The organism is Dactylosporangium siamense (genome assembly GCF_016862795.1).
In the GTDB taxonomy this organism is placed as follows: Bacteria; Actinomycetota; Actinomycetes; order Mycobacteriales; family Micromonosporaceae; genus Dactylosporangium; species Dactylosporangium siamense.
In genome coordinates, this window is record NZ_BONQ01000099.1 from 19,154 (window position 1) to 31,655 (window position 12,502).

The window sequence follows — 12,502 nt, forward strand, 5'->3', positions numbered from 1 at the left end:
GGGTGCCCGAAGTCTTCCGGATCACGGGAACGTCAGACCTCGAGGACCGCGGCCAGTTCGTCCCGGAAGGCACGTTCGGCGGGGGTGACCAGCTCGCCGCCGAAGCCGAGGACGTCGCCGGACTTCGCGGCGCTCACGACCTGGTCGGCGAGGGTGACGAGCCAGAAGCGGTAGGACTCGGCGTCGGCGTCGGTGGCCTTCGCGGCGAGGAGCTCGTGCGCGGCCCGGGCACGGTCGATGACGTCGGCGATGCCCGCCTTACGGTCCGGGAACTCGATGATCGGTGGTTCCAGCCCACCCGCGAAGCCGCCGACCAGGTCCTCCTCGTCGCCGCCCTGGCGGGCGACCACGTCGGTGGCGATCGTGCGGACCAGGTCGCTGGCGGAGTCGCGGCCGTCGGCGATGGCGGTCATGCCGGCCGTCCACTCCTCGCGGGTGCGGCGGCTGCCGTCCTGCTCGGCCTGCGAGGCGGCGATCAGCACGGACTGCGGCAGGCCCACGAGGAGCCCCCACTCTTCGTCGGTGTACTTCGGCACGGTTTCCACCGGCCCACGATATCCAGAGCGGGTGGACTTCGCCTTTCGGGTGACAGCGGTAAACCGGACAGCCACTTGGCGCGTCGTAGGTGCGTGACAGCCGACGTGGGGACCACGCCATGGGACGGTAGGGCGGTGCTAGCCGAGCCCGCCCGTGACGACGCGCGTGCGCTGAGCCGATCCTGGAGCGCCGACGACGCGGTCACGGCGCTGTTCTCGGCGCACTACCGGGGCCTGGTCAGGCTCGGGGTGCTGCTGCTGCACGACGAGACGGCGGCCGAGGACGTGGTGCAGGACGCGTACGTGGCGCTGCACCGGCGGTGGTGGCGGTTGCGGGACGCGGACAAGGCACTGGCCTACCTGCGGACCAGCGTCGTCAACGGCGCCAGGTCGGCGCTGCGGCACCGGGGGGTCGCCGACCGGTACGTGGCGGCCCGGCGGCTCGTGGACGAGCCGACGGTGGCCAGCGCGGAGAGCGGCGCCCTGGCGTTGCTGCGGCACCGGGAGGTCCTCGAGGCGGTCCGCCGCCTGCCGGCCCGGCAACGGGAGGCGATCGTGCTGCGGTACTACGGGGAGCTGTCCGAGGCCGAGATCGCCGACGCGATGGGGGTCAGCAAGGGCTCCGTCAAGAGCCACGCCGCGCGGGGCATGGCGGCCCTGCGGGAGAGTCTGGAGCTGGCGCCATGAGGATGTCGCCGGAGGACCGGCTGCGCGACGCGCTGCGCGCCCAGGTCGACACGGTCGAGGTGACGCCCGACGCGCTGCCCCGGATCCGGGGGCGCATCCAGGAGCGGCGCCGCGGCGGCGGGTGGGCGGTCATCGCCGCCGGCGCGGCGGTCGCGGCCGTCATCGCCCTGGCCGTCGTGGTGTTCGTGCCGGAGCGGGTGCCGCCGGACCGGGCGACGGACCGGCCGCCGGGCACGTCGGTGACGCAGGAGCCGGTCGAGCCGTCGGCGCCGGCGACGACGGCCGTGCCGGTGGTCCCGGGGGAGCCCGCGAAGATGCAGCTGCCGGTGTACTACGCCCGCAACGACCGCCTCGTCCGCGAGTTCCACGAGCTGCCGCTGCCCGTCGACGACGACGCGCACCGCATCGAGGCCTCGGTCACGGAGGCGTTGCGGGCCGGCAGCGCCGCCGACCCGGACTACGAGACGCTGTGGCCGGACTCGGTGACCGTGCGGGGCGTCACCGTCGAGGGCAGGGTGGTCGTCGTCGACCTCACCGACGTCGGCACCGTGCCGCGCGCCGGCACGCCCGCGCTCGCCGTGCAGCAGCTGGTGTCCACGGTCGCGGCCGCGGCGTCGTACACGTCGGTGAAGCGGATCGACGGGGTGCGGATCACGGTGGGCGGCGCGCCCGTCGCCAGGCTCTGGGACGCGGTGGACACCAGCCGGCCGGTCAAGCAGCTGCACCCGTCGGAGATCTACGCGCCGATGTGGGTCATCGACCCGCAGGAGGGGCAGCAGGTCGGCCGGTCGTTCACCGTGCACCTGGCCGGGATCGTGTGGGAGGGCACCGCCAACCTGCGGGTGCGGGGCGCCGGTGGTGAGGTCGTCGTGGAGCAGGTCGTGCGGCTGTCCGTGGGGGCGCCGGCGGTCGGCGAGGCGCGGGTGCCGCTGACGTTGCCGCCCGGCCGGTACACCGTGGAGGCGTACTACATCTCCCAGGCCGACAGCAGCGTCCAGGGGGTCGACGACCACGGGTTCACGGTCGGGTGAGCCATCGTGAGGCAGGACACGCCTGTCGTGATCTCGATTCCCCTTTCGCGTCCGGGCCTGCGAGAATTCGTGCCCGTGAAGACCTTTGACGAGTTGTTCGCCGAGCTGACCGCCAAGGCCGCCGCGGGCACCCCGGGCTCCGGCACGGTCGCGGCGCTGGAGAAGGGCGTCCACTTCATCGGCAAGAAGGTCGTCGAGGAGGCCGCCGAGAGCTGGATGGCCGCCGAGCACGAGGGGCGGGAGCGCACCGCCGAGGAGCTCTCGCAGCTGCTGTACCAGGTGCAGTGCCTGATGCTGGCGACAGGGCTGTCGCTGGAGGACGTCTACCGACATCTGTAGGCCGGTAGCCGTTCCCCGTCACTCCTGTCTTCGAAAGGCCCCAGATGCTGCGTATCGCCGTGCCCAACAAGGGGACCCTCTCCGGTCCCGCCGCCCAGATGCTGCAGGAGGCCGGTTACCGGCAGCGGTCCGACCCCAAGGACCTGCTCTGCCGGGACGAGGCCAACGACGTCGAGTTCTTCTACCTGCGACCCCGTGACATCGCCACCTACGTCGGCTCCGGCGACCTGGACCTCGGCATCACCGGCCGGGACCTGCTCATCGACGCCGACAGCGGCGCCGAGGAGCTGCTCGACCTGGGGTTCGGCCGGGCCACGTTCCGGTTCGCCGCGGTGCCCGGCTCGACCAAGGGTGACCGGCCCGCCGACCTGGCCGGGCTGCGGGTCGCGACCGCCTACCCGGGGGTCATGCAGCGCTACTTCGCCGAGCACGCGGTGGACGCCGAGGTGATCCGGCTCGACGGCGCGGTGGAGAACGCGATCCGGCTCGGCGTCGCCGACGTCATCGCCGACGTCGTCGAGACCGGTGCGACCCTGCGCCAGGCCGGCCTGGCGATCTTCGGCGAGCCGATCCTCAAGTCGTCCTCGGTGCTGGTGCGCCGCAGCGGGACCGGCGACCTGGCGCCGTCGGCGACGCAGCTGCTGCGCCGCCTGCAGGGTGTCCTGGTGGCCCGCCGCTACGTGATGCTCGCCTACGACGTGCGGGCCGACGCGCTCGACGCGGCGGTGGCGCTGACCCCGGGCATCGAGTCGCCGACGGTGTCGCCGCTGCACCGGGAGGGTTGGGTGGCCGTCCAGGCGATGGTGCTGCGGGACGAGGTGCACCGGATCATGGACGAGTTGTACGAGGTGGGCGCCCGCGCCATCCTGGTGACCGGCATCCACGCCTGCCGCCTGTAGTCTCCTGAAGTGTGAGCAGCACCGTTCTCGCCCGTCCGCGGCGTGCCAGGATCATCGCATTCATCCTCGCCGCCGTGGTCGTGGTGGTTTTCACGCTCATCGCGCTGGGGCTGCACGGCAAGACCGGCGACGGCCCCGGCTACTTCCAGCGCGGCGACCAGGCCGCGATGATCGGGCTGGGCATCTGCGCCGCGCTCGCCATCCTGCTGATGGCCCGGCCCAAGGTCGAGGCCGACGAGACCGGCGTGCGGGTCCAGAACATCATCGGGTCCTACGACCTGCCGTGGGACGTGGTGCGCGCCGTCACGTTCGGCCGCGGCAGCCCGTGGCTCACCCTGGACCTGCACGACGACGAGCGGGTCGCGGTGATGGCGGTGCAGATGACCGACAAGGACTACGCCGTCAAGGCGGCGCGCCGGCTGCGGGCCCTGCACACCGCGTCGCTGACGAGCAGCGTGGTAGAGTAGCCGGAGTCGACCGCACGTCGCATCCGTGGCGTGTTCGAAGCGGAGTTCAGCACTCCCACCCGTGCAGCTCAGGGCAGCCGGGTCCGGTCTGACCGCACGGCCCCTCGCCAGGGACGGTGTGGTCGAGTGGGCCCTCGCATGCGCGCTGCGCATCCGGGGGCTTTTCCGCTTCGGTCGGCACATCAGACAGCACCGATCGAGGAGGCCACATCAGCGTCGAGCCACGCGTCAACGAACAGATCCGGGCACGTGAGGTCCGGCTGGTCGGCCCGGAGGGTGAGCAGGTGGGCATCGTCCCGCTCGAGCGCGCACTCCAGCTGGCCGCCGACGTGGACCTGGACCTGGTCGAAGTTGCGCCCATGGCACGCCCGCCCGTCTGCAAGCTCATGGACTTCGGCAAGTTCAAGTACGAGAGCGCGCTCAAGGCAAGGGAAGCCCGGCGTAACCAGCAGCAGACCGTCATCAAGGAGATGAAGCTCCGTCCGAAGATCGATCCGCACGACTACGAGACCAAAAAGGGTCACGTCATGCGGTTCCTGAAGGCGGGCGACAAGGTCAAGGTAACGATCATGTTCCGTGGCCGCGAGCAGAGCCGCCCGGAGCTGGGGTTCAGGCTGCTGCGCAAGCTCTCGGAGGAGATCTCGGAGCTGGGCTTCGTCGAGGCCTCCGCGAAGCAGGACGGCCGCAACATGATCATGGTGCTCGCGCCGCACCGCAACGTGAAGGCCGCGGCCACCGCGTCCCGTGAGGGTCGCACCGAGGGCGCCGAGGACACCACCGCGCCGGAGGGCGAGACAGTCGCCGTCCTGCCCGAGGTCGTCACCGCCGACCAGGGATAACCGCACCACCTCGCACCACCGGCACCAACCACAACGACCGCGTCGTGCGGGCGGGACCCGCACAGCGGCGTTCCGGCCTGTGCGCCGGTGCGCCACGGCACCCTCCAGCCGATCCGTCGGGGAGGGTGCCGGCTCTGGCGTGCCGCACATGGAAGGGCAACATCAGCCATGCCGAAGTTCAAACCGCACTCGGGGATGAAGAAGCGCGTCAAGATCACCGGTCGCGGCAAGATCCTCGCCGAGCCGGCCGGCAAGCGCCACCTGCTCGAGGTCAAGCCCAGCAAGCGGACCCGCCGGCTCAGCGGCACTGTCGAGCTCGCCAAGACCGAGACCCAGCGCGTCAAGAAGATGCTCGGCCTGTAACACGCGGCGTCACAAGCCCCCCTTTCCTGGACTTTTCCGACCGGCCCTCACGCTTTGGGCCGGTCTCGCATGAGGAGTAACGAACCGTGGCACGCGTGAAGCGGGCAGTGAATGCCCAGAAGAAGCGCCGCACCGTCCTGGAGACCGCCAGCGGCTACCGCGGGCAGCGCTCGCGGCTGTACCGCAAGGCCAAGGAGCAGGTGCTGCACTCGATGCAGTACGCCTACCGCGACCGGCGCGACCGGAAGGGTGACTTCCGCCAGCTGTGGATCACCCGCATCAACGCCGCCGCCCGCGCGAACGGCCTGACCTACAACCGGCTGATCCAGGGCCTGCGCCTGGCCGGTGTCGAGGTCGACCGCAAGATCCTCGCCGAGCTGGCGGTCAGCGACGCGAAGGCGTTCAGCGGCCTGGTCCAGGTGGCGAAGACGGCCGTTGCCGCAGCCTGACGTGATCCAGCAGCCCGGGGCGGTCTTCACCACGCGGACCCCCCGGGTTGTCGCTGCCCGGCGCCTCCAGCGTCGCCGGGACCGGGACGAGACCGGCCGCTTCCTCGCCGAGGGCCCCCAGGCCGTCCGCGAGGCCCTCGCCGCCGGCGCGGTCGTCGAGGTGTTCTGCACCACCGACGCGTATGCCCGTCACGCCGAGCTGCTGCAGCGGGTGGACCGGGTCAGCGCGGTCGACGACGACGCCCTCGCCGCACTCACCGAGACCGTCCAGCCGCAGGGCCTCGTCGCCGTCTGCACCCAGCGGGACGTGCCCCTCGCCGACGCGTTGCGCAAGGCGCCCAGGCTCGTCGCCGTCTGCGCCGACATCCGCGACCCCGGCAACGCCGGCACGGTCCTGCGCACCGCCGACGCCGCGGGCGCGACCGCCGTGATCTTCGCCGGCGACAGCGTCGACCCGTACAACGGCAAGGCCGTGCGCGCGTCCGCCGGCAGCCTCTTCCACGTCGACGTGGTCCGGGCCCGGTCCGCTCAGGCCACGGTCGACGCGCTGCGCGACGCCGGGCTCCGGGTCCTGGCAGCCGACGGATACGGCGAATCGGATTTATTCGAAATGTCCGACCTGGACAGGCCGACGGCGTGGCTGTTCGGATCCGAGGCGCACGGCCTGCCGGACGACCTGAAGCACGCCGCCGACGCCCGGGTGAGGGTGCCGATCCTCGGCGGCGCGGAGAGCCTGAACCTGGCTGCGGCCGCCGCCGTGTGCTTGTACGCTTCAGCGAAAGCGTTGAAAGCTTCGAAGGAGTCGATGTGAGCGCACTGTTTATGCGGCCCGCCGGTAGCGGTGGGCGGACAGGACGCACCACCTCCTGACACCTTCCCACGGCCGGCGGGCGCCCCTCTCTACACTGTCCGAGGCCCGATTCCGCGTGGGAAGAGTCCGATGACCTACCGCAATGATCCGTACGACCCGAAGCAGGCCGTGCTGCTCGCCCAGGACGCCCTGGACGACGCCGTGGCCGGCGCCGACAAGGCGTTCGCCGGGGCGAGCGACCTCGACGCCCTCGCGGCGCTCAAGTCGCAGCACCTCGGCGACCGCGCCCCCATCTCCCTCGCCCGGCGCGAGATCGGCTCGCTGCCGCCGGCCGCGAAGGCCGACGCCGGCAAGCGCGTCAACGAGGCCCGCGTCGCCGTGCAGTCCGCCTTCGACGCGCGGCTCGCGGCGCTGACCGCGGAACGCGAGGAACGGGTCCTGGTCGAGGAGACGGTCGACGTCACCCTCCCGACCGGCCGCCGGCCGCGCGGCGCCCAGCACCCGCTGACCGCGATCATGGAGCGGGTCGGCGACCTGTTCGTCGGCATGGGCTACGAGGTCGCCGAAGGCCCCGAGGCCGAGTGGGAGTGGTACAACTTCGACGCCCTCAACATGCACCCGGACCACCCGGCGCGCTCGATGATGGACACGTTCTTCGTCGCGGCCAGCGGCGCCGACCGGGACACCGACTCGCGCATCGTGCTGCGCACCCACACCTCGCCGGTGCAGGCCCGCACGATGCTCACCCGGAAGCCGCCGATCTACATCGTCTGCCCCGGCCGGGTGTACCGCACCGACGAGCTCGACGCGACCCACACCCCGGTGTTCCACCAGGTCGAGGGCCTCGTGATCGACAAGGGCATCACGATGGCGCACCTCAAGGGCACCCTCGACCACTTCGTCAAGGGCCTGTTCGGCCCGGGCACGGAGACCCGGCTGCGGCCGTCGTACTTCCCGTTCGTCGAGCCCGGCGCCGAGATCGACATGTGGTTCCCGCACCACCGCGACGGGGCCCGGTGGGTCGAGTGGGGCGGCTGCGGCATGGTCAACCCGCGGGTGCTGCGCGCCTGCGGGATCGACCCGGACGAGTACTCCGGGTTCGCGTTCGGCATGGGCATCGAGCGGGCGCTGATGTTCCGCAACGCGGCCGGTGACATGCGGGACATGGTCGAGGGTGACGTGCGCTACGCGCGGGCGTTCGGATGGGAGGCCTGAGATGCGCGTACCGCTGTCATGGCTGCGTGAGCACGTCGACCTGCCGGCCGACCTGACCGCCGACGGCCTGGAGAAGGCCCTGGTGAAGGTCGGCCTCGAGGTCGAGGAGATGACCGACGCCGGCGCGTCCGTCGAAGGCCCCCTCGTCGTCGGGCGGGTCGAGTCGATCGAGGAGCTGCAGGGGCTGAAGAAGCCCATCCGCTACTGCCTCGTCGACGTCGGCAACGCCGAACCGCAGGGCATCATCTGCGGCGCCCGCAACTTCGCCGAGGGTGACCTCGTCGTGGTCGCGCTGCCCGGCGCGGTCCTGCCGGGCGGGTTCGCGATCGCCGCCCGCAAGACCTACGGGCACATCTCCAACGGCATGATCTGCTCCGCGCGGGAGCTCGGCGTCTCCGACGAGCACGAGGGCATCATCGTGCTCCCGCCGGGTACCGCCGCTCCGGGTGCCGAGGCGCGGCCGGTCGTGGGGCTCGACGACATCGTGGTCGAGGTCAACGTGACCCCGGACCGGGGCTACTGCTTCTCGGTGCGGGGCATCGCCCGGGAGCTGTCGCACTCGCTCGGCGGCGCGTACCACGACCCGGTCGCGGCGGTCGTGCCGATCGAGGGTGACGGCAGCAGCCTGGGTGAGGAGGCGTACCGCATCGACGTGCGCGACAGCGTCGCCTGCGACCGGTTCACCGCCGTCGCGGTCCGTGGCGTCGACCCGGCCGCGCCGACCCCGCAGTGGATGACGGCGCGCCTCGCCGTCGCCGGGATCCGCTCGATCTCCCTGCCGGTCGACATCACCAACTACCTGATGATCGAGACCGGCCAGCCGATGCACGCCTGGGACCTGGAGCGGCTCACCGGCCCCCTCGTCGTGCGCCGCGCCGCGGCGGGGGAGAAGCTGACCACGCTCGACGGCGTCAAGCGGGCCCTCGACCCGCAGGACATCGTCATCGCCGACGACACCGGCGTGGTGTCCCTGGCCGCCGTCATGGGCGGCAGCACCACCGAGGTGTCGGCGAGCACCGTCGACGTGCTCCTCGAGGCGGCGCACTGGGACCCGCTGTCGGTGGCCCGCACGATCCGCCGGCACAAGCTGCCCAGCGAGGCCGGCAAGCGCTACGAGCGTGGCGTCGACCCGCAGATCACCGCGGCCGCCGCCGCGCGGGCCGCGGCGCTGCTCGCCGAGCACGGTGGCGGCACCGTCGACCCGCGGGTCACCGACGTCTACGCGGTCGTGCCGCCCGCGCCGGTCACCATGGCCGTCACCCGGCCGTCGGAGCTGGCCGGCATCGACTACACCCAGGAGCGGGTCGTCGAGGTGCTGACGATGATCGGCGCCTCGGTCGAGGTCGACGGCGGCCGCGCCGTGGTGACCCCGCCCAGCTGGCGGCCCGACCTCACCGACCCGGCCGACCTGGTCGAGGAGGTGCTGCGCCTCGACGGCTACGACCGGATCCCCAGCATCCTGCCGATCGCGCCGCCCGGGGCCGGGCTGTCCGTCACCCAGCGCCGCCGGCGGACCGTGGGCCGGGCCCTCGCCGACGCCGGGTTCACCGAGACGCTCTGCTACCCGTTCGTCGGCGTGGGCGTCCTCGACGCGCTGCGGATCCCGGCCGGTGACCCGCGCCGCGACCTGGTGCTGCTGCGCAACCCGCTGTCCGACGAGGAGCCCGGGATGCGCACGACGCTGCTGCCGCCGCTGCTCGGCGCGCTGCGCCGCAACCTCGGCCGGGGCCTGCGGGACCTGGCGCTGTTCGAGCTCGGCACGGTCTTCCTGCCCGGCGGTCCGGTCCGGGTCGCGCCGTCCGCCGGCGTCGACGGGCCGCCGCCGGCCGAGGAGCTGCGGGCCGCGGAGGCGCTGCTGCCGCACCAGCCGTGGCACGTCGCCGCCGTCATCGCCGGTGACGCGGACCCGGCCGGTTGGTGGGGCGCGGGCCGCCCGGCCGACTGGGCCGACGCGGTCGACGCCGCCCGGGTCGCCGCCGAGGCGGCCGGGGTGACGCTCACCGTCCGCGCCGGCGTGGACGTCGCCGGGGGGCCGGAGGCGGTCGCGCCGTGGCACCCGGGCCGCTGCGCGGCGCTGCTCGTCGGCGACACCGTCGTCGGCTACGCCGGCGAGCTGCACCCGGCCGTCTGCGCCGACCTCGACCTGCCCCGCCGCACCGTGGCGATGGAGTTCGACCTCGACGCGGTGCCGATCCCCGGCGTCTCGACCGCGCCGCGGCTGTCGGGCTTCCCGACGGCGCTGCTGGACGTGGCGCTCGTCGTCGACGCGGCCACCCCGGCCGGCGACGTCGCCTCGGCGCTCACCGAGGGCGCGGGCGCGCTGCTGGAGTCGGTGCGGCTCTTCGACGTCTACGAGGGCGCGCAGCTCGGCGCGGGGCGCAAGTCCCTGGCCTACAAGCTGACGTTCCGCGCCGCCGACCGGACGCTCACCGGCGAGGAGGCCCTCGCGGCCCGCGACGCCGCGGTCGCCGTCGCCGCCGACCGGTTCGGTGCAACGCTGCGCGGCGCCTGACGCGTCTGTTGGAGGGTGACCCTCCGCACAGCCGAACACGGGCGGTCGCATCGGTCAGATGCGGCCGCCCGAACGGTTGGTCACACCGTTCGAGCACGCCGTCAGGGCACCGTCAGATATCGGACCGAGAAACATTTGCGCTGGCTGGAAAGGTGCGGGAAACGGGTGGGGAGGGACGCTTCACCCTGATCGGGTCAGGAACCGGATGTTGGGAAGTGATACCGTCACGGCGCCGAGCCATCCTCCGCCATTGATCACCAGGCGTGAGGTCATCCTGAAGGCTCGGCCCGCGCCAAGCGCCGGCTTCGATCTCGGCTCTCCTGGAGGGGCAGCGCGTGTCAGACGATAGTGCATCGGCAGGCTTCACGACCGACGTCGTGGTCATCGGAGGATGCGGCCGGGTCGGACTGCCGCTCGGCATCGCCATGGCCTCCCGCGGTCTGCAGGTCACCCTGTACGACATCAACGCGGCCGCGGTCGCGGTGGTGAACGAAGGCCGCCTGCCGTTCGACGAGGAGGGCGCGGCCGAGCCCTTGGCGACCGCCGTCAAGGAGGGCAGGCTCGTCGCCAGCACCGACCCGGCGAGCGTCGCGTCGGCCGAGCATCTCGTCGTGATCGTGGGTACGCCCGTCGACGAGCACCTCAACCCGAACATCGGCGCGGTGCCCGCGGCCATCGAGCGCTGCGCGGAGTTCCTGCGCGACGGGCAGCTCATCGTGCTGCGCAGCACCGTGCACCCCGGCGTCACCGCCCTCACCGAGAAGCTGATCAAGCGGCTCGGGGTGAAGGCCGACGTCGCGTTCTGCCCGGAGCGCATCGCCGAGGGCAAGGCGATGACGGAGCTGTTCGAGCTGCCGCAGATCGTCGCCGCCCGCAACCCGGAGGCGGCGGAGCGGGCGGAGAAGCTGTTCCGCAACCTCGCGAGCCAGATCGTGCGCCTCGAACCCGAAGAGGCCGAGCTGGCGAAGCTGTTCACCAACACGTGGCGGTACATCAAGTTCGCCGCCGCGAACCAGTTCTGGATGATGTCCAACGACTTCGGGCTGGACTTCGAGCGGATTCGGCACGCCATCCGGTTCCAGTACCCGCGCGCGTCGGACATGCCGGGCGCCGGGTTCGCCGCCGGGCCGTGCCTGCTCAAGGACACGATGCAGCTGGCGGCGTTCACCAACAACACGTTCGTCCTCGGTCACAGCGCGATGCTGATCAACGAGGGCCTGCCGCTGTACGTGGTGTCGAAGCTGCAGGAGCGGTTCGACCTGTCGGAGATGACGGTCGGCATCCTGGGGATGGCGTTCAAGGGCGGCAGCGACGACATCCGCGAGTCCCTGGCCTACAAGCTGCGCAAGGTCGTCATGCTCAAGGCCAGGGAAACCCTCTGCAGCGACCCGTACGTCAAGGACGACCGGTTCGTGTCCCAGGACGAGGTCCTCGCCAAGGCCGACCTGCTGATCATCGCCGCGCCGCACCCCGAGTACCGTGACCTGCAGACGGACATTCCCGTGGCGGACATGTGGGGGATCACGAACAAGGGGGTTCGTGTATGACGCTGACGCCGCAGGTCTCTGTGGTCATCCCCGTGTACAACGAGGGCGAGGCGATCGTGCCCTGCCTGGAGCGGATCCTGCGGGCCGTGCTGATGCCGGCCGAGGTCCTCGTCGTGCACGACATGCCGGAGGACACCACGGTGGCCTTCGCGCAGTCCGTCGCGGCCCGCGACCCCCGGGTCCGCACCGTGCTCAACACGTACGGTCGCGGCCCGGCCAACGCGATCCGCTTCGGCATCGACGTGGCGCAGGCACCCGTCGCCGTGGTCACCATGGCCGACGGCTCCGACGACCCGCGCCAGATCGAGGACCTCGCCCGGCTCGTCGAGCGCGGCGTGGTCGTGGCGGCGGCGTCGCGGTACATGCCCGGCGGGCAGCAGGTCGGCGGTCCCCGGTTCAAGCGGGCGCTGTCCCGCGGCGCGGGCCGGTCGCTGCACATGTTCGCCCGGGTCGGCACCCGCGACGCGACGAACAGTTTCAAGGCGTACTCCACGACGTTCGTCCGGCAGGTCGGCATCGAGAGCAAGACCGGGTTCGAGATCGGCATCGAGCTGACCGCGAAGGCGGCGCGGCTGCGGCTGCCCGTCGCGGAGATCCCGACGATCTGGCTCGACCGGCAGCTCGGCGAGTCCCGGTTCGACGTCGGCCGGTTCCTGCCCAGCTACCTGAAGTGGTGGCGGTTCGCGTTCGGTCGCCGCCTCACCATGGAGCAGGTCGCGAAGCGGCCCGCTTCGTCGGCGGCGCGGGACGACGCGCAGGCCGCACGCGCCAACTTTTCCAGCAACGCCGTTCAGAACTAAGGAGTGT

General features: G+C 72.0%; 14 protein-coding genes. 13 read left to right on the forward strand and 1 reads right to left on the reverse strand.

What is annotated here, in order from left to right; genetic code table 11:
* Positions 1 to 32 precede the first annotated feature (32 nt).
* Positions 33 to 545 (reverse strand): hypothetical protein, encoded by a 513-nt coding sequence (locus Dsi01nite_RS31830; protein ID WP_203850011.1) that lies wholly within the window; start codon positions 543 to 545, stop codon positions 33 to 35.
* A gap of 126 nt (positions 546 to 671) precedes the next feature.
* On the opposite strand from Dsi01nite_RS31830, the gene Dsi01nite_RS31835 reads away from it, so the two are divergent.
* The 13 genes from Dsi01nite_RS31835 (at position 672) to Dsi01nite_RS31895 (ending at position 12,495) form a co-directional block, all read left to right on the forward strand.
* Complete coding sequence (locus Dsi01nite_RS31835) at positions 672 to 1,223, forward strand: SigE family RNA polymerase sigma factor (protein ID WP_203850012.1); 552 nt, start codon at positions 672 to 674, stop codon at positions 1,221 to 1,223.
* Positions 1,220 to 2,254 (forward strand): GerMN domain-containing protein, encoded by a 1,035-nt coding sequence (locus tag Dsi01nite_RS31840; RefSeq protein WP_203850013.1) that lies wholly within the window; start codon positions 1,220 to 1,222, stop codon positions 2,252 to 2,254. The genes Dsi01nite_RS31835 and Dsi01nite_RS31840 overlap by 4 nt, the downstream gene beginning before the upstream one ends.
* A gap of 75 nt (positions 2,255 to 2,329) precedes the next feature.
* On the forward strand, positions 2,330 to 2,593 hold the full coding sequence (locus tag Dsi01nite_RS31845) for a phosphoribosyl-ATP diphosphatase (RefSeq protein ID WP_203850014.1): 264 nt from the start codon (positions 2,330 to 2,332) through the stop codon (positions 2,591 to 2,593).
* A 44-nt stretch (positions 2,594 to 2,637) separates the two neighbouring features.
* Complete coding sequence (gene hisG / locus Dsi01nite_RS31850) at positions 2,638 to 3,492, forward strand: ATP phosphoribosyltransferase (protein WP_203850015.1); 855 nt, start codon at positions 2,638 to 2,640, stop codon at positions 3,490 to 3,492.
* Positions 3,493 to 3,503: 11 nt separating this feature from the next.
* The gene (locus tag Dsi01nite_RS31855) at positions 3,504 to 3,959 is read left to right on the forward strand and encodes a PH domain-containing protein (protein ID WP_203850016.1); all 456 of its coding nucleotides are present in this window, start codon (positions 3,504 to 3,506) and stop codon (positions 3,957 to 3,959) included.
* Positions 3,960 to 4,168: 209 nt separating this feature from the next.
* A complete protein-coding gene (gene infC / locus Dsi01nite_RS31860) occupies positions 4,169 to 4,798 on the forward strand; it encodes a translation initiation factor IF-3 (RefSeq protein ID WP_203850039.1) in 630 nt (209 codons plus the stop codon).
* 168 nt (positions 4,799 to 4,966) lie between these two features.
* Positions 4,967 to 5,161 carry a 50S ribosomal protein L35 gene (gene rpmI / locus Dsi01nite_RS31865; protein WP_033356864.1) on the forward strand — a complete coding sequence of 65 codons (195 nt, stop codon included), beginning with the start codon at positions 4,967 to 4,969 and terminating at the stop codon, positions 5,159 to 5,161.
* Between the two features lie 86 nt (positions 5,162 to 5,247).
* Positions 5,248 to 5,610, forward strand: a complete 363-nt coding sequence (gene rplT, locus Dsi01nite_RS31870; protein WP_033356865.1) for a 50S ribosomal protein L20 — start codon at positions 5,248 to 5,250, stop codon at positions 5,608 to 5,610.
* On the forward strand, positions 5,597 to 6,421 hold the full coding sequence (locus tag Dsi01nite_RS31875; protein ID WP_203850017.1) for a TrmH family RNA methyltransferase: 825 nt from the start codon (positions 5,597 to 5,599) through the stop codon (positions 6,419 to 6,421). Before rplT ends, Dsi01nite_RS31875 begins: the two co-directional genes overlap by 14 nt.
* A gap of 129 nt (positions 6,422 to 6,550) precedes the next feature.
* The gene (gene pheS, locus Dsi01nite_RS31880; protein WP_203850018.1) at positions 6,551 to 7,636 is read left to right on the forward strand and encodes a phenylalanine--tRNA ligase subunit alpha; all 1,086 of its coding nucleotides are present in this window, start codon (positions 6,551 to 6,553) and stop codon (positions 7,634 to 7,636) included.
* Position 7,637: 1 nt separating this feature from the next.
* Positions 7,638 to 10,148: a phenylalanine--tRNA ligase subunit beta gene (gene pheT, locus Dsi01nite_RS31885; protein WP_203850019.1), complete on the forward strand. Its 2,511-nt coding sequence runs from the start codon at positions 7,638 to 7,640 to the stop codon at positions 10,146 to 10,148.
* 335 nt (positions 10,149 to 10,483) lie between these two features.
* Positions 10,484 to 11,695, forward strand: a complete 1,212-nt coding sequence (locus Dsi01nite_RS31890) for a nucleotide sugar dehydrogenase (protein WP_239136319.1) — start codon at positions 10,484 to 10,486, stop codon at positions 11,693 to 11,695.
* The gene (locus Dsi01nite_RS31895; protein ID WP_239136320.1) at positions 11,692 to 12,495 is read left to right on the forward strand and encodes a glycosyltransferase family 2 protein; all 804 of its coding nucleotides are present in this window, start codon (positions 11,692 to 11,694) and stop codon (positions 12,493 to 12,495) included. The genes Dsi01nite_RS31890 and Dsi01nite_RS31895 overlap by 4 nt, the downstream gene beginning before the upstream one ends.
* The last annotated feature ends 7 nt before the right edge of the window (positions 12,496 to 12,502 follow it).

Bases quoted from the DNA above. Each gene is read 5' to 3' on its own strand.
- pheT (WP_203850019.1), top strand. From the start codon at position 7,638: ATGCGCGTACCGCTGTCATGGCTGCGTGAGCACGTCGACCTGCCGGCC.
- pheS (WP_203850018.1), top strand. From the start codon at position 6,551: ATGACCTACCGCAATGATCCGTACGACCCGAAGCAGGCCGTGCTGCTC.
- Dsi01nite_RS31840 (WP_203850013.1), top strand. From the start codon at position 1,220: ATGAGGATGTCGCCGGAGGACCGGCTGCGCGACGCGCTGCGCGCCCAG.
- hisG (WP_203850015.1), top strand. From the start codon at position 2,638: ATGCTGCGTATCGCCGTGCCCAACAAGGGGACCCTCTCCGGTCCCGCC.
- Dsi01nite_RS31895 (WP_239136320.1), top strand. From the start codon at position 11,692: ATGACGCTGACGCCGCAGGTCTCTGTGGTCATCCCCGTGTACAACGAG.
- rpmI (WP_033356864.1), top strand. From the start codon at position 4,967: ATGCCGAAGTTCAAACCGCACTCGGGGATGAAGAAGCGCGTCAAGATC.